Genomic DNA, 18149 nt, shown 5'->3' on the forward strand with positions numbered 1-18149 from the left:
GTTTTGTTTTAGTCATATAAACACAAATGTAAATTTCTACCAAGCATAAACAGGCAATAAATAAAATAAGGGGATATATAAAGTAATGTTATCTAATCGCTTGAACATAAAGTCTCCCCTTGAGTCAATATCAAGGGGAGTTGTATATAACTGAACAGGTTACATTAGAAACTCAACGACCCCGCCGTTTAAGTTGTACATACTACCGACTATTTTTATTTTCCCATCTTTTTCTAATGTTCTAATAATTTCACTATTTTTACGTATCTCATCAATAGTGTGCTTCACATTTGTTTTCGCAACGGCATCAACATATTTTTCATTTTTACTGCTTTTTTCACCATCAAATTGAGTTGACTCAACTGCTGGCTTAATTTTATTGAGAAGACCCGTTAGATTACCCAGCTCAACATTATCAATAGCGCCTTTTATCGCACCACAAGCAGTGTGCCCCATAACCAAGATGACTTTAGCACCCGCTGCCGCACAGGCAAACTCCAGGCTACCTAATAAATCATCATTGGAGATGTTACCGGCGATTCTGGCATTGAATGTTTCACCAATCCCGGTATCCAGAACAATTTCTGCCGGCGCGCGGGAGTCAATACAACTCAGGATGACAGCCGCTGGGAATTGCCCTTCTGCGCTACCACGTTTCTGCGCAAGATAATCGTGTTGCTGCATTTTACCGGAAACAAAACGTTTATTGCCCTGTTTTAATCCTTCAATAATTTGATCTGGCGTTAATTTATCTCTTTCTTCTTTAGTCAGGGCCGCTGCATAGGCGATTTGTGGCAGCCCCAGCCCAATCCCACCGATAACAGTGGCAGCAGTGATGCCTAATGCAGCTTTTAGCACGTTCCTTCGGCCATTAGGATGATTATCCTCCGAACAACAACCGGTTATCTTGCTCATACTCTCTCCTTGACGCTATTGTAGCCATTTTTTAATACTGCATAATTAGTGAGCAGCATATTAAATGTAGTACATACTTATCCTATTTTGCGACAACCTTAAGTATTAATTAAGAAAATCAGTCATTTCTCAATGCAATCATGATCAATATTACAAGCCATTATCGAGATCTTTATGGTGATCTCTCATCCATTGAGCCAATGAGTCCAGTGTTGGCTTCAATGTTTTACCCAGAGGGGTAATTTCATACTCCACCCGTGGTGGGACTTCCGCATAGACTTGACGATTGACCAAGCCACGTTGCTCGAAGGCACGCAGTTGTCGGGTAAGCTCTTTTTGGGTAATAGGTACAATCGCCCGTTGCAGCTCACCGAAGCGAATCGGTGCCGCTGTCACTATCAAGCGATAGAGAATGGGAATGGCCCACTTCCCGGCGATAAGTTCAACAAATTGCACCATTGGGCACCTTTCTGCCGCTGTCTCGCGATCAGATACCAATTTATTTTTTGCTGTTAATGGCTGATGAACTGTCATTGCTTTCCTGTTTCATCCTTAGTATCTAATAGGTACCTACTATACTTTAGATACTTTTATACTAAAAATGGCCCTTCACTACTATGAATAAGAAGGCTCACTATGAATCGCTTAAGCCATAAATATGCACTCATTACCGGAGGAACCAGCGGCATCGGCTTGGAAACAGCTCGCCAATTCCTCGCCGAAGGGGCAACGGTCGCGATCACCGGTAGAAATGCTGCTGCTTTGCAGGCAGCGAAAACCGAACTGGGGGAATCTGTTTTGCTGCTAAAGAGTGATGCCAGCCATATCACCGACCAATATCAGTTAGCGGCACAACTTACGAAAGTCTGGCCTCGTTTGGATATCGTCTATATCAATGCCGGTGATGTTACTCACAATCCAATTGATAGGTGGGATGAGTCTAGTTTTGACCGGGTTCTCGCCACCAATCTGAAAGGCCCTTTTTTCTTGCTGCAATCGCTATTGCCGCTGTTGGCTAACCCCGCGTCAGTCATTCTTTGTGGCTCTGCCAGTGTCCATATCGGTTTACCTCAAAGCAGTGTTTATGCCGCCAGTAAGGCAGGATTACTCTCTCTAGCACGAACTTTATCCGGCGAATGGGCGGAAAGAGGAATTCGAGTCAATGGCTTAAGCCCCGGCCCGACACAAACTCCGGCGCTGCAAAAACTGGGGCTATCGGGTGACGAGCAACAAAAAATGGCCGAGCAGATACGCCAACTGGTGCCGATCAAACGAATGGGGACATCGGCTGAACTTGCCCACGCGGCGGTTTTTCTTGCTTCGGATGAATCCAGTTTTGTTGTCGGGACTGAATTGCGGGTCGATGGTGGTGTTAGCAGCCTTTAACACCTTGATTTACAGTCTATTTATGCCATTCATCGTGCTGGGGGATATCAAGCAGAATATGTCTGTATTGGGTTGGCTGACCCTGCCAGCCAACCCATATCACTCGCTTCAGGAAGTTTGCAAAAAGCGATCAAGCTGCCTGCGCAGTTGCTCGTTCTCTTTCTTTAGCTGCTCAACTCTCTCAAGTAGCGTTAAGGTCATCGCGACACCAGACCAGTCCAGATCCAACTCATTTTGCAGGCGTTGAGCGCGTTTAAGACTGCTCAATGCATCAACATCAAAAACCCAGACACTGTCTGTGGATTCCAACGGCACAATCAGGCCCAGCCCGACCACCTCGAGCAGCTCTTCCTGCATCATGCCCGTCGACTGGCACAGTTCAGTCACAGTGTAGGTGATTTCTATTTCAGCCATAATCGATTACTCCCACCCAGTACGAGGATTAAATGCTGCCTGCTCTGACAGTTGCTGCCAAAGCGCCCGTGTTTTCTCGTCTGGCTTCGGTGGCATCACCACCTTGAGGATCGCATACAAATCGCCAGTCGCTTTTTTGCTCACCAGCCCCTTGCCTTTGATGCGCAGTCGTTGACCACTTTGGCTGCCTGCTGGGATGGTTAAGTTGATTTTACCCGTCAGGGTCGGCACCTCGACGCTCGCCCCCAATGCCGCTTCCCATGGGGCTAGCGGCACGACAATCTGCAAATTATGACCCTCAATATCAAACAGTGGATGCGGTGCAAGGCGAATAATCAGGAAGAGATCGCCATTGGCCCCCCCTGCAAAACCCGGTGCTCCCTGTCCTTTAAGACGGATACGTTCGCCATCGCCCACCCCAGCAGGGATTTTCACTTTCAGGGTCTTAGTGGTCTCTGCACCCGGAAAGCCCGAAGCATCAACAGTGGGGATCTTGTAAGAGATTGAGCGCGTCTGCTCTGCCAGTGTCTCTTCTAAAAAGAGGGGCAATTCCATCTCAAGATCTTGGCCCCGCACCCCATGAGAGGCTCGGTGAGATGCGTGGTGAGCTGAAGCGCCACGATTGGCAAAGAAGGATTCGAAGAAATCCGAAAAATCCCCCGCACCCGCACTGCTGTGCCACTGTTGGCCGCCTGATTGATAGGCGGCTTGCTGCTGACCAAAACGAGGATCGTCGCGATGCAGCCTTAATTCGTCATATTCAGCGCGCCGTTCAGCATCTTTCAATACTTCGTAAGCCTCCGCGACCTCCTTAAACTTGCTTTCAGCATCGGGTTCATCGCTGACATCTGGGTGATATTTACGCGCCAGCTTACGGTAGGCTGTTTTAATCTCTTTCAGGGAGGCGGTGGGTTCTAGGCCCATCACGGCATAATAGTCTTTAAATTCCATGCGGCAATATCCTTAAATTCAATGTGCTATAAGTTATCCCCATTCGACTTATATAAAACCTGTTTGTGCATATTTCAACCTTCGAAAGCCTAAACCAAACAAATCTAAACTATAGCGGCAATGGCCTGTTCATGGGCTTTATATTGTCATCCTGACTATTTACCGCATAAATATTACAGATCATATAGCTGATCCAGCGGCTTATTTGCGGCAGACATCGCCCTTTTATGATTGACCTGCTTCACTGAGGAACGCACCACCAATCGCCCCTGCAATAAGGTATTACTCAGGGGCGCATCTGGGCGTAATAAGCGTCGTTGCAAGAGCTGGATGGCCTCTGCCCCCAACTCGTCACGAGGAACATGCACCGCCGTGAGCGGGACATCGTGAATCTCAGCCAGATTGAAGCCATCCATGCTCATCACCGATATGCTATCGGGCACACTTATTTTCAATTTATTCAGCGCATTAACGGCCCCCACCGCCATATAGTCACCACCGGCTAAAATGGCCGTCGGCCACTGCTGTTTGTCCTGACAAGCCGCAATAAAATGGGTGACCGCCAGCTCGGCCTCTTCCGCACCAAAACCGTGGGTGGTAATCAGATGTTGGTTATCATCAAAACTCATATTATGGCTGGCGAAAGCTTCTTTAATCCCCACTAACCGCAGCTCCATGGTGTTACGGCGTAAACATTGCAGTGTCAAAATTTGCCGATGCCCCTGCTGAATCAGATAGTTGGCAGAGAACTCACCAATCAATTGATGGTCTGGCGACACACTATCCAGTGACATCTCTTTATCGCGGCAATTAACCAGCACCGAGGGTTTATGCACCCCAGCCGCCAAAGCATGGATACGGGGATCATCAATACCGATGATAATGGCAGCCTCCGTCTGCGGATGGGTTATTTTCTCTAAAAATAGCGAGATATCACTTTGAGTTTCCGATAATCCGCAGTAGCGAATCATCACCTCATGACGGCTGACCGCCTCGGTAATCCCCTGAATGACTTTGTAGTAAAAAATGTCGGTACGAACATCGAAAGCCCGGTGCGGCGCAAAGACCATAATGTTATTGAGCATCAGTCGCCCACTGGACAAATTCTGCAAAATTCCCTGTGATTGCGCATAAGCCATCACCTGCTGTTTGGCTTTCGCGCTGGTGTTGGCTTTACCGGCTAAGACTCTGGATACCGTGCTAATTGAAAGGCCCGTCTGATTGGCTATTTCTTGTATTTTTAGCTTTCCATTCATTTTGTGATCTCTCTCAAATTAGCAAATGAAAAAATTTTCATAGCCGGTGAATGCCTTATTCAGGCCATGACTCAATATAAATGCTGAAATATTATCCAACGTATGAAAATTCTTTCAAAAAAATGGATATTAAAGCCAATTTAAGCTCGCTACCTTGTTTTGGTAAACCAATTTTAAAAACTTATCAGTCCGGTTTATTTTGATGAAATATAAAAATACGATAAAAATCAATTAAGTATATTTTATTGGCTGATTTAATGTGAACAGGGTCACATTAAAACTCAGCGAAATCTTAATAACCGAAAATGGATCATACCAAAACAATTTGTTGGCCCGGTTAATTTGCTACCGGCTAACACCAGGAGGCTTGGATGAGTGTTGAGATTAATCAATCCGCAAAGGTTATCGGGCGGCGGAAAATAAAGTCACTGCGTTGGTGGATGCTGGCACTATTTCTACTTGGGGTCACAGTTAACTATATTACCCGTAACTCTCTGGGTATCCTCGCCCCCGAACTGAAAACCAGCCTGAATATGACCACTGAGCAATATTCATGGATCGTGGCCTCTTTTCAGTTGGCTTACACCGTTTTCCAACCGCTCTGTGGCTGGCTCATTGACGTCATCGGCTTAAGGATGGGGTTCTTGATCTGTGCCAGTGTTTGGGCCGTGGTGTGCATGATGCATGCTGGTGCGGGAACGTGGTTCCAGTTGGCTGTGTTGCGCTTCTTTATGGGCAGTGCCGAAGCGGCCGCAACCCCCGCGAACGCGAAAGCGATTTCTGACTGGTTCCCGAAAAAAGAGCGGCCCATTGCTGCGGGTTGGGCGGGCGTCGGTTTCTCTATCGGTGCAATGTTAGCTCCGCCGATTATTGTGCTGGCGCATGTGGCACTCGGCTGGCAAGGTGCGTTTTTATTCTCCGGTGCCCTAGCTATGATTTGGGTGCTGTTGTGGTGGCGCTTCTATCATTCGCCGGATACCCATCCCAATCTGAGCAAAGAAGAGTTTGAACTGATTCATCAGGACAATGAGCCCGTGCTGCCACGGCTACCCTTCCTGAAATCATTAGCCATTCTGAGCAAGAATAAGAAATTTTACGGCATTGCGATCCCCGCATTTCTGGCGGAACCCGCTTGGGCTGTTTTCAGTTTCTGGGTACCACTATATCTGGCTACCGAACGCGGCATGGATCTGAAACAGATTGCCATGTTCGCTTGGCTCCCCTTCTTGGCCGCAGATATCGGCAGTGTTGCCAGTGGTTATTTGACTCGGTTGTATCAGAAGTGGTTCGGCTTCAGCCGCATCAATTCAGTGGTCGCCAGCTCGGTAACCGGTGCCTTTATGATGGTTTCACTGGCCTTTGTGGCTATCACTAAAGACCCTTATTTGGCGATTGCGTTAATCTCCATTGGCGGCTTCGGGCATCAGGTTATCTCCTGCATGTTGAGCGCATTAGTGGTTGATTCATTTGATAAAAACCAAGTTGCGACCGTCAATGGCCTACGGGGTTCCTCCGCTTGGATCGCCAGTTTCCTGTTTACCTTACTCATCGGTGCGGTTTCCGACACCATCGGCTTTAATCCGCTGTTTATTGCCATGGGCTTCTTTGATTTGATTGGTGCCGTGTTCCTGATTGCGCTGTTTGCTGAGCGCCGTAATAAAGCCCAACCGGCAACCTGATTCTATCCCTAATTTTCTCTGCAACCGTGCCGCTGCGCGGTTGCCAAAAAAGATGAGCTGTGATGAAAACATTAAAAAACTGGCAGTTAATAAATCAATTCCCCGACCATTTGGAATTACTCGTCGATGACCGTCATATATTTTGCCTGTATGTATTAGAGCAAAACCTCTGCCGCGTACTGATTAAACAAAATGGTGAACTGGCACTGAACCGCACCTGGAGTATTGCGCCGGAAGGGGATGTACCGTGGTCAGGGCGCGATCGCCTCAGTCTGGCAGGATTTTCTATTCCGGGTTATCAGTTGGAGCAGCATGAGCAACAGTTGATCGTCACCACTGACTGTCTGAGGGTCACGATTCACCAGCCGTTGCATCTGGAGTGGCAGTACAAAAATCCGCAGGGTGAATGGCAGCCACTGGCCGCCGATCGTCCCACCAGCGCTTATTTACTCAGTCCACAAGGCGAAGCGATTGCTCACTATCAACGCCGTTATCCCAATGAGCAATATTATGGGCTGGGCGAAAAAGCCGGTGACCTTAACCGGGCTGGCCGCCGCTTTGAAATGCGTAATTTAGATGCCATGGGTTATAACGCCGCTAGCACTGACCCGCTCTACAAGCACATTCCGTTTACCATCACCCGCCGTGATGAGGTCAGTTTTGGCCTGTTTTATGACAACCTCAGCAGCTGCTGGCTGGATTTGGGTAACGAGATTGATAACTATCATTTGGCTTATCGCCGTTATCAAGCTGAAGCTGGTGACCTCGATTACTACCTGTTCCTCGGCCCCAAAGTACTGGATGTCACCAAAGCCTTTGTCCGCCTGACGGGCAAGACCCAATTTGGCCCGAAATGGAGTCTCGGCTACAGTGGCTCCACGATGCATTACACCGATGCCCCTGATGCACAGGTGCAATTACAAAAGTTTATTGCGCTGTGTCAGCAACATGATATTCCCTGCGACTCTTTCCAGCTCTCTTCTGGCTACACTTCCATCAAAAACAAGCGCTATGTCTTTAACTGGAATTACGACAAAGTGCCTCAGCCAAAAGTGATGAGCCAAGCTTTCCTGCAAGCAGGCATTAAGCTGGCAGCGAATATCAAACCTTGCTTGTTGCAGGATCACCCAAAATATCAGCAGGTTGCGGAACGGGGGTTGTTTATCCGTGACGGCGAAACGGGCCTGCCTGAGCGCTCCTCATTTTGGGATGACGAGGGTTCCCACCTTGACTTCACCAACCCGGCAACTGTGGATTGGTGGCAGGAGAATGTGACTAAACAGCTTCTGGAGATGGGGATCGGCTCAACTTGGAATGATAATAACGAATACGAAGTGTGGGATGGCGAAGCACAGTGTCATGGATTCGGTGAATCGATCGCCATCAAACATATCAGGCCGGTAATGCCTCTGCTAATGATGCGGGCTTCAATGGAGGCTCAACAAACATTCGCACCAGATATGCGTCCTTATCTGATATCACGATCCGGCTGTGCCGGTATGCAGCGCTACGCTCAGACTTGGAGTGGTGACAACCGCACCAGTTGGCAGACGCTGCGCTATAACATCCGTATGGGGCTGGGGATGAGCCTGTCAGGGCTGTACAACCTCGGCCACGATGTGGGCGGTTTCTCTGGCGACAAACCGGAAGCTGAGTTATTTATTCGCTGGGTACAAAACGGCGTAATGCATCCGCGATTTACCATTCACTCATGGAATGATGACAACACGGTAAACGAGCCTTGGATGTACCCCGCCGCGACGCCGATGATTCGTGATGCCATGACATTACGTTATCGATTATTGCCCTATTTCTACACACTGCAATGGCAGGCGACACAGGATGATGAGCCGATGTTGCGCCCCATTTTTCTCGATCATGAGCACGATAGCCGCACGTTCAAAGAAAATGATGACTTTATGCTGGGCCGTGACCTGCTGGTTGCCAGTGTCGTGGAGGCGGGCCAACGTCACCGTCAGGTCTATTTACCGGATAATAATGTCGGCTGGTATTGTTTCCATACTGGGCAATGGTACAGCGGCGGACAGACCATCACGCTAGATGCACCACTGGAACGTTTGCCACTGTTGGTGCGAGCAGGTGCCGCGCTGCCGCTATCACGGCGCATTGCCTCGGTGAATGCCAAACTGGATTCCCAACGCGAGCTGGCGCTCTACCCAACCAAAGGCGCAGATCAATCCAGCGGCATGTTGTTTGAAGATGACGGCGAAAGCCACCGCTGGCAGCAAGGCCACGCGCTATGGCTGAGCTGGCAGGTGAAGAGCGATAATCACCGGATTGATATTACCTTTAGCCGCACGGGGAGCTATCAACCGGCATGGCAGGAATTGAGGATTAACCTGCCCATCGATGAGCAGCGCGAGTTGGTGATCAATGGTGTTGCAGGCCATACATTACGGCTAAATCAGCTTATTTAATGTGCTGAAATCAGGCGGCAAAGCGGGTTCCAGACCAGAACCCGCTTTGTTTTACCGCCACTCTTTTGGTGGCGGAAGACCTTGATAGTTTCTCCACCTTTGCGATGTCGGTTATTCGCCGGCTATCGGGAATTAAAGAGATGCAAACCACCTTCGTGTTGCGTGAAGTCAAACCCTTGGATCACTTACCACTGGCGTAAATTCCTGCAGGTGCTTTGGTCATCAATTTAGGCCGCCAGCACTCGGTTTCGTCCCGATGCTTTTGCACGGTAGAGTGCCTCATCCATGCGCTTAAACAGGCTATCGGTGTCTTCACCCACCTGATGTTGCGCGACGCCGATACTGACCGTGAGCTGTGGCAGATTAGGTTGACATATCATCTGAATAGTTTCTCTAATAGATTCAGCCAGTTGCAATGCCCCTTCCAGATTGGTTAACGGCAGGAGAATTGCAAACTCCTCGCCTCCCCAACGGAAAACAATATCGCTTTCGCGAATGATGGATTCCAAGGTTCTTGCCAACAAAATCAGAACTTCATCACCCTTATTATGCCCAAGCTGATCATTAATCGATTTAAAATGATCGACATCCAATAGAATCAAACTGAAGTTGTGGCCATAACGTTGGCTCTGAGTATGCGCATGTTCGACTAAGGGGAAGAACTGGCGTCGATTGCCTAAATCCGTCAGCGGATCTCGTAAAGCAGCATGTTCCAAGGCCTCTTCAAGGCGCTTTTGCTCGGTAATATCATGAATGACGCACAGCATCAATCGAATACCATCCAACTCGACTGGACCCGCATAGGTTTGCACGTGACGGGTATTGCCATCAGCTAATTTATGAATAAAGTTTAGCGGCTTATGCCCCCCCGGTAGTTTAGCGACCTCATTCATGACGGGCAAAACATCCCTCCCCATGGTATTGATTTCCCAAGTGTGCTTCATGCACAACTCATCCCGCGAATAACCATAGAAACGGGTTGCTGCCTGATTAGCATCCACGATTTGCCCTTCTCTCGAGGGATCAATGAGTAGCATCGGGGCCGTATTGGTATTGAACAATTGCTCATAAAAACCCAGCTCATCTCGTTGATAGGGTTTTGAGCAAAGTTGCCCCATATGGGGTTGAGTGAGCATCCTTTCGGAGATATAGAGCCCTTCAAAAACAATCACGTCACCATAGGGCTCTAGCTGAGTGAGGGAGAGTCGGCAGCTCAAGGGGAAGATATTTCCTGCGCTCTGAATTGTCCAGATCTCGACAATCTGATCATGACCCGCTAACGCGGGGAGGTAGGCATCTAACTGTTGCTGCGCATGGGCTGAAAATCGGCCATGACGCATTAATGGTAATGGGCAGTCACCTGCAATTTTTCGGGCTTCCTTGTTAGCAAATAACAATTCTTGAGTTTTAGGCACAGCAACCCAAACCGGCGTACTCAAAATATTTAATGCATCTAAGTAAGCTATCAACATAGGAATACCGATAGATATTTGGCATGTGGACAGAATACAGTTAATTGCCCTAGATTCACTACATTTCGATTTCTAATAAATTCAATGACATGTATAACCATCAAAAAAGAGAAATGTCGAGGGGAGATAGCTCAGATGATAAACCCGCAGAGTGGCTCAATGAACGTGGGTCAACAGGTCTGCGGTAAAGGCTACAGTGATACATCCGCCGTATTAGCCGTTAACTATAACTTCTAATTTAGCCATTATTGTTAATTTATCGACTATATTGCGGGCCACCATCAGTGTGGTCGGTTTCAATCACGGATTACAAAAGACTTCGTTCGACAGAGTGAGCAATCTGATGGGGAATTTGAGCTGACTGTCAAAAGGTACAATTTTATACCCACATATCCCCCGCGACAAACAGACTTCAACAGACGAGCGCGTCTATAGGAAAAATTAATATTAGCCTGATAAGTATAGATTTACTGGGTTTGATGTACTTCGGGAGATACTGCGAGACGTTAGATTGGAGCGGGTGAAGGGAATCGAACCCTCGTATAGAGCTTGGGAAGCTCTCGTTCTACCATTGAACTACACCCGCTTCGGTGTGCGGTTTGCATTATAACCGGTTCTTTGGCCTGGGCAAGCGAAGATATAGTCTAAGCGCCGGTATTTTAAGCGATTAGATTAAATAAGGTATAAGCGCGGCTGTTTTCTGGAAGAGTTTTGCTCAATAAAAAGGGCGCCGTAGCACCCTAAGAGGTTTACCGTTAACCGATGTTGCTTATTTTACCGGGCGCATTGCCGGGAATAAAATAACATCGCGGATAGTATGACTGTTGGTAAACAGCATTACCATGCGGTCAATACCAATGCCCAAGCCAGCCGTTGGCGGCAAGCCATGTTCCAGCGCAGTGACATAATCTTCATCATAGAACATCGCTTCGTCATCACCTGCTTCTTTGGCGCTAACTTGATCAGCAAAGCGCTGAGCTTGGTCTTCAGCATCATTCAGCTCAGAGAAGCCGTTACCAATTTCACGGCCACCAATGAAGAACTCGAAGCGGTCAGTGATAAATGGATTATCATCATTACGACGAGCCAGCGGAGAGACTTCTGCTGGGTATTCAGTGATGAAGGTTGGTTGAATCAGGTGGCTCTCTGCGGTCTCTTCGAAGATTTCGCATTGAACGCGGCCCAAGCCCCAGCTCTTCTCAACTTTGATGCCAAGTGACTCAGCAATCGCCAAGGCTTTATCCATATCGTCTAAATCTGCCACATTGGTTTCAGGGCGGTATTTGCAAATGGCTTCTTTCATGGTCAATTTGGCAAAAGGTTTACCGAAATCAAATGTCTGCTCACCATACTGCACCACACTGCTGCCCAAAATATTTTCAGTCAGGGTGCGGAACAACTCTTCCGTCAATACAATCAGATCTTTGTAATCTGCATACGCCATATAGAGTTCCATCATGGTGAACTCTGGGTTATGGCGCGGTGAAACACCCTCATTACGGAAGTTACGGTTGATTTCAAACACGCGTTCAAAACCACCGACAACCAGACGTTTCAAATACAGTTCTGGCGCGATACGTAAGTACATATCGATGTCCAGCGCATTATGATGTGTCACAAATGGGCGTGCAGATGCACCACCTGGGATCACTTGCATCATGGGGGTTTCGACTTCCATGAAGCCTTTTTCCACCATGAAGCTACGGATGCCAGACATGACTTGTGAACGCACTTTGAACGTATTGCGAGACTCATCGTTAGCAATCAGATCCAGATAGCGCTGGCGGTAACGGGTTTCCTGATCAGCCAGACCATGAAATTTATCTGGCAGCGGGCGCAGTGCTTTGGTCAGCAGACGCAGTTCGTTACAGTGGATAGACAGCTCTCCGGTTTTGGTTTTAAACAACTTACCGCGTGCGCCTAAGATATCGCCCAGATCCCACTTTTTGAACTCTTCGTTATAAACGCCTTCCGGTAGATCATCACGGGAAACGTACAACTGAATACGGCCACCGACATCTTGCAGCGTCACGAATGATGCTTTACCCATGATACGGCGAGTCATCATACGGCCGGCAACGGTCACTTCGATATTCAGCGCTTCTAATTCTTCGTTCTCTTTGCTGCCATACTCAGCATGCAACTGGTCAGAGAGGTGTTCACGACGGAAATCATTCGGGAAGGCAATTCCCTTTTCCCTTAGCACGGCCAGTTTTTCTCGACGAGCTTGTAACTCACTATTGAGTTCTTGCGCTTGCTCAGCGACTTGTGTTTTTTGCTCTGACATCTCAGTTCCTTATAACCCGGCTTTCAAACTTGCTTCGATGAATTTGTCCAGATCACCATCCAGTACCGCTTGCGTATTGCGTGTTTCCACACCGGTACGCAAATCTTTGATACGGGAGTCATCCAGTACATAAGAACGGATCTGGCTGCCCCAACCAATATCGGACTTGTTATCTTCCAGAACCTGTTTATCAGCATTTTTCTTTTGCATCTCAAACTCATACAGCTTCGCTTTTAGCTGTTTCATCGCTTGATCTTTGTTTTTATGCTGAGAACGGTCATTCTGGCACTGAGTCACAATATTAGTTGGAATGTGGGTAATACGTACCGCAGATTCCGTTTTGTTAACGTGCTGACCACCCGCACCGGATGCACGGTAAACGTCAATACGCAAGTCTGCCGGGTTGATTTCGATATCAATATCGTCGTCAACTTCAGGATAGACGAAGGCAGAGCTGAAAGAGGTATGACGGCGACCACCGGAGTCAAATGGGCTTTTACGGACCAGACGATGTACGCCAGTTTCAGTTCGCAACCAGCCAAATGCATACTCACCGATGATTTTGATCGTGGCAGACTTCAGGCCAGCAACATCACCATCCGACTCTTCAATGATTTCAGTTTTGAAACCCTTGGATTCAGCCCAGCGCAAATACATGCGCAGCAGCATGCTGGCCCAATCCTGAGCTTCTGTGCCGCCGGAACCGGCTTGCAGGTCCAGATAGCAGTTGGCGCTATCATATTCACCAGAGAACATACGGCGGAATTCAAGCTGGCCCAGTTTGCCATCGAGGATATCTAACTCAGCAACCGCTTCGTTAAACGTCTCTTCGTCGTCAGCTTCAATTGCCAACTCTAGCAAACCAGTCACGTCTTCCATGCCTTGATCCAATTGATCAATGGTGGTGACAATTTCTTCCAACGCAGAGCGCTCTTTACCCAGTGCTTGGGCGCGCTCAGGCTCATTCCAGACGTCGGGCTGTTCCAGCTCGGCGTTTACTTCTTCCAGTCGCTCTTTCTTGGCATCATAGTCAAAGATACCCCCTGAGAACGGCTGTCCGATCAGACAGGTCCTGAATTCGGTTTTTTACCGGGTTTATTTCAAACATGATTTAAAGTCTTACGTTGAGTCGTCGATGACGGAATGTCATTAGAACCGATAATTCTAACGGATCTCAACGACGGTTTATAGCAAGTTGACTATATTTCCTGCTTACTGAGAACGACAGCCACGTTAACCGCCCGCTTGACTCCGAATCACTGACAGATGCCAGCCATTCGGGCGGTGTTGAGTGGTGAATTAATAGGGCCACAAGTGCTGAATCAATAACTGGACACTTCGGTTACCGCGATACTCATTAATATCGAGTTTATAAGCGAGTTTGACTTCACGCACACTGCTGTCCGGCCATAAGGTGGTATCGATATTAAAGGCAATGCCATCCAGCAACGGCCCGCCATTCAATGGCTCAATCATGAGTTTCAAGTGGCGCTCACCCACCAGCCGCTGTTGTAAAATGCGGAATTTGCCGTCAAATGTCGGTTCTGGGAAGGATTGCCCCCACGGACCACCATCGCGCAGCAGCTCTGCTGTTTCGATTGATAAGTCGTTGCCTTGCAGCTCGCCATCAGACCAGATAACACCTTCCAATTGGGAGGCATCCATCCATTCACCGACTAAATCTGCAAAGCACTGGCGGAATTCATCGAATTTATCCTGCTCTAGCGATAATCCGGCCGCCATAGCATGTCCGCCAAACTTCAGAATCAATCCTGGGTTCAAGGTGTCGAGGCGCTCAAGGGCATCACGCATATGTAAACCAGCAACACTACGGCCCGAGCCTTTCAGTAACCCCTCCCCCGCCGGAGCAAAAGCGATAACCGGCCGGTGAAAACGCTCTTTAATCCGTGAGGCCAGAATCCCCACTACGCCCTGATGCCACTCAGGATGATACATCGCGATACCGTAAGGTAATTCAGTGCTGGTGCGCTCCAATTGGTCACACAGTTGCAGGGCTTCGACCTGCATACCTTGCTCTATCTCACGGCGCGTCTGGTTTAGTGTATCAAGATCGATTGCCAGTGCGCGGGCCTGAGCAATATCGTCACTGAGCAGCAGTGCCACTCCAATAGACATATCATCCAGACGCCCAGCGGCATTTAGCCGTGGACCGAGGGAGAAACCCAAATCGTTCGCCGCCAGTTGACGAGCATCACGATTGGCCACTTCCAGTAACGCGCGAATTCCCGGACGGCATTTTCCCGCACGGATGCGGCTAAGACCTTGGTGTACCAGAATTCGGTTGTTGGCATCCAGCGGCACCACATCTGCCACGGTGCCGAGTGCCACTAAATCCAGCAATTCAGCCAAATTGGGTATGGCTAGCGCACGTTGTTCAAACCAGCCGCTCTCTCTGAGACGGGCGCGCAACGCTAACATCAGATAGAAGGTGACTCCTACCCCCGCCAGCGATTTGGAGAGAAAATCACATCCGGCCAGATTTGGGTTAATAATGGCTTCAGCCGCAGGCAAGGTTTCGCCCGGTAAATGGTGATCGGTAACCAACACCTGAATGCCCTTGGCATGGGCCAAGTCCACTCCCGCATGGGAGGAAATTCCGTTATCGACTGTGACGATCAGTTCCGCGCCACGGGCAGCAACTTGCTCGACGACTTCAGGGCTAAGCCCATAGCCATCTTCAAAGCGATTTGGCACTAGGTAATCAATATTGCTGCCGCCCATACTACGTAACGCTAGCACCGCCAATGCCGTACTCGTCGCGCCATCGGCATCAAAATCACCGACAATCACGATACGCCGCCGATCGGCCAGCGCTTGTTGTAGTAAGGTAACACCGACATCAATGCCGTCGAGTTGCTGCCATGCCAACAACCCTTTAACGCCGCGCTCCAATTCCTCGGCACTTTTTACGCCACGACTGGCGTAGAGACGGCGCAGCAGCGGGTGCAATTGTGGCGGCAGATGGCTGTCATCTGCCACCTCACGACGACGAAGTTGAGTTTTCAGTGTCACGGGTGATTAACCCGCTGCTTTTACGGAAGCTTGATGCTTATTCAGCATCTGTAACATCTCTTTTGGCTCCATATATCCCGGAACCACAGTGCCATTTTGCAGCACAATGGCAGGTGTTCCCTGAATACCAAACTGCACACCTAGCTGGTAATGCTTGCTGATATCGGTTTTACAAGTCGCCGGTGAGATCTCGGTCCCTTTCATCGCGTCATCGAATGCTTTGTTGCGATCCGCCGTACACCAGATGGAGCGCATATCTTTTTCCGCTTGAGAGCTTAACCCCTGGCGCGGGAAGGCCAGATAGCGCACGGTAATCCCCAGCGCATTATAGTCTTTCATCTGTTCATGCAATTTATGGCAGTAGCCGCAAGTGATATCGGTAAACACGGTAACAACATGTTTTTCCTGCGGCGCTTTATACACGATCATTTCGCCGCTCAATGCTTCCAGCCGTTTAACCAGCGACTGATTGGTCACATTCACTGGCTGAGTCCCACTCACGTCATACAGTGGGCCTTGCAACAGATGTTTGCCGTCTGCAGAAATATAAAGCACACCACTTTCAGTCATTACCGTACTCAGACCGGGGATCGGCGACGGTTGGATATCCGCTTGCTGAATATCGAGTTTTTTCAGTGTCTGCTGGATAGCAGTATCGTCAGCATGAGCCAAACCAGTGAGGGCCGCGATTAACATCGGCAGCAGTAATAAACTTCTTTTCATATAAAAATCCTATCCTTTTCCACACGATAATTATGCGCGCGGATGATGCTGTTGGTGTAGCTGCTTCAAACGTTCAGTCGCTACATGGGTATAAATCTGGGTCGTCGACAGATCACTGTGGCCCAGTAACATTTGTACCACACGCAGATCCGCACCATGATTCAACAGATGCGTGGCAAAAGCATGCCGCAATACGTGGGGCGAAAGCCGTTCACTATCAATACCCGCAAGGATCGCATAGTGTTTGATTCGATGCCAGAAAGTCTGGCGGGTCATTTGCTGGCTGCGGTTGCTGGGGAACAGCACATCCAGCGCCTGACCATTGATAAGCCACGGCCGCCCGTGCTCCATGTAATTCTCAATCCAGTACACTGCTTCTTCGCCCAAAGGCACAAGCCGCTCTTTATTGCCTTTACCAATGACCCGCACCACGCCTTGGCGCAAACTGACGTCGCTGATGGTTAGCCCGACCAGTTCAGACACCCGCAAGCCCGTGGCATAAAGCACTTCCAGCATCGCTTTATCACGCAACTCCAGCGGGATATCGACATTGGGGGCGTTGAGCAATGCATCAACCTGCGCCTCACTGAGATCTTTCGGTAGTCGCTGCGGCAGCTTAGGCGATGAAAGCGCGGCTGTCGGATCATCATCGCGTAACTTTTCGCGATATAAGTATTGGAATAGCCGCCGCATCGCACTGAGCAAACGGGCGGAACTGGTGGCTTTATATCCACCCTCAATGCGCTCAGCAAGGAAAGATTGCAACTCCTGCGAACCGGCGCGCAATAAATCACTGCCGTGATGATCTAGCCATCCAGTTAATGCATGTAAGTCCAAACGGTATGACGCCAGCGTATTCTCCGCCAGATTTCGCTCCAGCCACAAAGCATCAAGAAACTGCTCAATCAGCGGATTATTTTGCTGTTGCATTGCCGTCGCTCTCTTTGATTGAACTCAGCGGCCATTATGCCTGATGACGAGACAAATCTGGTACACTCGATGCTATTCCTTATTAGTAATGCTATGGCTATACATCATGAAGATTGGTCTCTTTTACGGCTCCAGCACCTGTTATACCGAAATGGTAGCAGAAAAAATCCGCGATATTCTCGGCGAAGATTTGGTTGATTTACACAATCTAAAGGATGTTAGCCCCCGCTTGATGGAGGAGTATTCCATCCTGATTTTGGGTATTCCTACCTGGGATTTTGGTGAGTTACAGGAAGACTGGGAAGCCATTTGGCCACAGTTAACTGAGCTTAACCTCAAGGGAACGATTGTCGCCATGTATGGTATGGGAGATCAATTCGGTTATAGCGAATGGTTCTTGGATGCCCTCGGCATGTTGCATGACCATATTGCGCCGCTGGGCGTGAAATTTATCGGTTTTTGGCCAACTTCAGGGTTTGAATTTACCAGTCCCAAACCTCTCAGCGCCGATGGTAAACACTTTGTCGGTCTGGCGTTGGATGAGGTTAACCAATACGACCTGAGTGAAGCGCGGATCGAGCAGTGGTGTGAACAAATTCTGTTAGAGATGGACGAACTGCTTTAATTCAGCGGGTACTGAAGATCAAACAAACGGGCACAAATGT

The 18149-nt window shown here is 48.8% G+C and carries 15 protein-coding genes, 1 tRNA gene and 1 pseudogene; 5 read left to right on the forward strand and 12 right to left on the reverse strand.

What is annotated here, in order from left to right; translation table 11 throughout:
* Nucleotides 1–159: 159 nt before the first annotated feature.
* Both HRD69_RS00685 and HRD69_RS00690 read right to left on the reverse strand, forming a co-directional pair.
* A complete protein-coding gene (locus HRD69_RS00685) occupies nt 160–915 on the reverse strand; it encodes a carbonic anhydrase (RefSeq protein WP_032813765.1) in 756 nt (251 codons plus the stop codon).
* A 150-nt stretch (nt 916–1065) separates the two neighbouring features.
* Nucleotides 1066–1449 (reverse strand): winged helix-turn-helix transcriptional regulator, encoded by a 384-nt coding sequence (locus HRD69_RS00690; RefSeq protein WP_032813762.1) that lies wholly within the window; start codon nt 1447–1449, stop codon nt 1066–1068.
* A gap of 102 nt (nt 1450–1551) precedes the next feature.
* On the opposite strand from HRD69_RS00690, the gene HRD69_RS00695 reads away from it, so the two are divergent.
* Complete coding sequence (locus HRD69_RS00695) at nt 1552–2301, forward strand: SDR family oxidoreductase (RefSeq protein ID WP_004874439.1); 750 nt, start codon at nt 1552–1554, stop codon at nt 2299–2301.
* Nucleotides 2302–2409: 108 nt separating this feature from the next.
* Here the strand turns inward: HRD69_RS00695 and cbpM are convergent, their stop codons facing one another.
* The 3 genes from cbpM to HRD69_RS00710 form a co-directional block, all read right to left on the reverse strand.
* Nucleotides 2410–2715 carry a chaperone modulator CbpM gene (gene cbpM / locus HRD69_RS00700; protein WP_004874438.1) on the reverse strand — a complete coding sequence of 102 codons (306 nt, stop codon included), beginning with the start codon at nt 2713–2715 and terminating at the stop codon, nt 2410–2412.
* 6 nt (nt 2716–2721) lie between these two features.
* The gene (cbpA, locus tag HRD69_RS00705; protein ID WP_004874437.1) at nt 2722–3666 is read right to left on the reverse strand and encodes a curved DNA-binding protein; all 945 of its coding nucleotides are present in this window, start codon (nt 3664–3666) and stop codon (nt 2722–2724) included.
* A 173-nt stretch (nt 3667–3839) separates the two neighbouring features.
* A complete protein-coding gene (locus HRD69_RS00710; RefSeq protein ID WP_004874436.1) occupies nt 3840–4922 on the reverse strand; it encodes a LacI family DNA-binding transcriptional regulator in 1083 nt (360 codons plus the stop codon).
* Nucleotides 4923–5293: 371 nt separating this feature from the next.
* Here HRD69_RS00710 and HRD69_RS00715 point away from each other — a divergent pair, with 371 nt between their 5' ends.
* The 3 genes and pseudogenes from HRD69_RS00715 to HRD69_RS00725 all read left to right on the forward strand — a co-directional run.
* Nucleotides 5294–6601 (forward strand): MFS transporter, encoded by a 1308-nt coding sequence (locus HRD69_RS00715; protein WP_004874434.1) that lies wholly within the window; start codon nt 5294–5296, stop codon nt 6599–6601.
* Nucleotides 6602–6663: 62 nt separating this feature from the next.
* Entirely contained in the window at nt 6664–9039 is a 2376-nt protein-coding gene (locus tag HRD69_RS00720; protein WP_032813760.1) for a glycoside hydrolase family 31 protein, read from the forward strand.
* 65 nt (nt 9040–9104) lie between these two features.
* Nucleotides 9105–9239: pseudogene (locus HRD69_RS00725) on the forward strand (Lrp/AsnC ligand binding domain-containing protein); the annotation flags it as partial.
* Between the two features lie 27 nt (nt 9240–9266).
* Here the strand turns inward: HRD69_RS00725 and HRD69_RS00730 are convergent.
* The 7 genes from HRD69_RS00730 to xerD form a co-directional block, all read right to left on the reverse strand.
* Nucleotides 9267–10511: a sensor domain-containing diguanylate cyclase gene (locus HRD69_RS00730; protein ID WP_004874431.1), complete on the reverse strand. Its 1245-nt coding sequence runs from the start codon at nt 10509–10511 to the stop codon at nt 9267–9269.
* A gap of 512 nt (nt 10512–11023) precedes the next feature.
* Nucleotides 11024–11097 (reverse strand) — tRNA-Gly (locus tag HRD69_RS00735).
* A 183-nt stretch (nt 11098–11280) separates the two neighbouring features.
* On the reverse strand, nt 11281–12798 hold the full coding sequence (lysS, locus tag HRD69_RS00740) for a lysine--tRNA ligase (protein ID WP_004874429.1): 1518 nt from the start codon (nt 12796–12798) through the stop codon (nt 11281–11283).
* 9 nt (nt 12799–12807) lie between these two features.
* A protein-coding gene (gene prfB, locus HRD69_RS00745; protein ID WP_099460520.1) for a peptide chain release factor 2 occupies nt 12808–13906 on the reverse strand; the annotation gives its coding sequence in 2 pieces (ribosomal slippage) (nt 12808–13830 and nt 13832–13906; 1098 coding nt in all).
* Nucleotides 13907–14097: 191 nt separating this feature from the next.
* On the reverse strand, nt 14098–15831 hold the full coding sequence (recJ, locus tag HRD69_RS00750; protein ID WP_004874427.1) for a single-stranded-DNA-specific exonuclease RecJ: 1734 nt from the start codon (nt 15829–15831) through the stop codon (nt 14098–14100).
* A 6-nt stretch (nt 15832–15837) separates the two neighbouring features.
* Nucleotides 15838–16554, reverse strand: coding sequence for a bifunctional protein-disulfide isomerase/oxidoreductase DsbC (dsbC, locus tag HRD69_RS00755; RefSeq protein WP_172984583.1), 717 nt, complete (start codon nt 16552–16554; stop codon nt 15838–15840).
* A gap of 30 nt (nt 16555–16584) precedes the next feature.
* Complete coding sequence (gene xerD / locus HRD69_RS00760) at nt 16585–17484, reverse strand: site-specific tyrosine recombinase XerD (protein WP_004874425.1); 900 nt, start codon at nt 17482–17484, stop codon at nt 16585–16587.
* 106 nt (nt 17485–17590) lie between these two features.
* Here xerD and fldB point away from each other — a divergent pair, with 106 nt between their 5' ends.
* Nucleotides 17591–18109, forward strand: a complete 519-nt coding sequence (gene fldB / locus HRD69_RS00765) for a flavodoxin FldB (protein WP_004874424.1) — start codon at nt 17591–17593, stop codon at nt 18107–18109.
* The last annotated feature ends 40 nt before the right edge of the window (nt 18110–18149 follow it).

It is taken from the genome of Yersinia mollaretii ATCC 43969 (assembly GCF_013282725.1).
Taxonomy (GTDB): domain Bacteria; phylum Pseudomonadota; class Gammaproteobacteria; order Enterobacterales; family Enterobacteriaceae; genus Yersinia; species Yersinia mollaretii.

What these genes read in the sequence shown, in the direction of transcription:
- HRD69_RS00730 (WP_004874431.1), bottom strand. Translation starts at nt 10,511, where the DNA reads ATGTTGATAGCTTACTTAGATGCATTAAATATTTTGAGTACGCCGGTT.
- HRD69_RS00720 (WP_032813760.1), top strand. Translation starts at nt 6,664, where the DNA reads ATGAAAACATTAAAAAACTGGCAGTTAATAAATCAATTCCCCGACCAT.
- HRD69_RS00690 (WP_032813762.1), bottom strand. Translation starts at nt 1,449, where the DNA reads ATGACAGTTCATCAGCCATTAACAGCAAAAAATAAATTGGTATCTGAT.
- HRD69_RS00715 (WP_004874434.1), top strand. Translation starts at nt 5,294, where the DNA reads ATGAGTGTTGAGATTAATCAATCCGCAAAGGTTATCGGGCGGCGGAAA.
- fldB (WP_004874424.1), top strand. Translation starts at nt 17,591, where the DNA reads ATGAAGATTGGTCTCTTTTACGGCTCCAGCACCTGTTATACCGAAATG.
- dsbC (WP_172984583.1), bottom strand. Translation starts at nt 16,554, where the DNA reads ATGAAAAGAAGTTTATTACTGCTGCCGATGTTAATCGCGGCCCTCACT.
- cbpM (WP_004874438.1), bottom strand. Translation starts at nt 2,715, where the DNA reads ATGGCTGAAATAGAAATCACCTACACTGTGACTGAACTGTGCCAGTCG.
- HRD69_RS00685 (WP_032813765.1), bottom strand. Translation starts at nt 915, where the DNA reads ATGAGCAAGATAACCGGTTGTTGTTCGGAGGATAATCATCCTAATGGC.
- HRD69_RS00710 (WP_004874436.1), bottom strand. Translation starts at nt 4,922, where the DNA reads ATGAATGGAAAGCTAAAAATACAAGAAATAGCCAATCAGACGGGCCTT.
- HRD69_RS00695 (WP_004874439.1), top strand. Translation starts at nt 1,552, where the DNA reads ATGAATCGCTTAAGCCATAAATATGCACTCATTACCGGAGGAACCAGC.
- xerD (WP_004874425.1), bottom strand. Translation starts at nt 17,484, where the DNA reads ATGCAACAGCAAAATAATCCGCTGATTGAGCAGTTTCTTGATGCTTTG.
- cbpA (WP_004874437.1), bottom strand. Translation starts at nt 3,666, where the DNA reads ATGGAATTTAAAGACTATTATGCCGTGATGGGCCTAGAACCCACCGCC.
- lysS (WP_004874429.1), bottom strand. Translation starts at nt 12,798, where the DNA reads ATGTCAGAGCAAAAAACACAAGTCGCTGAGCAAGCGCAAGAACTCAAT.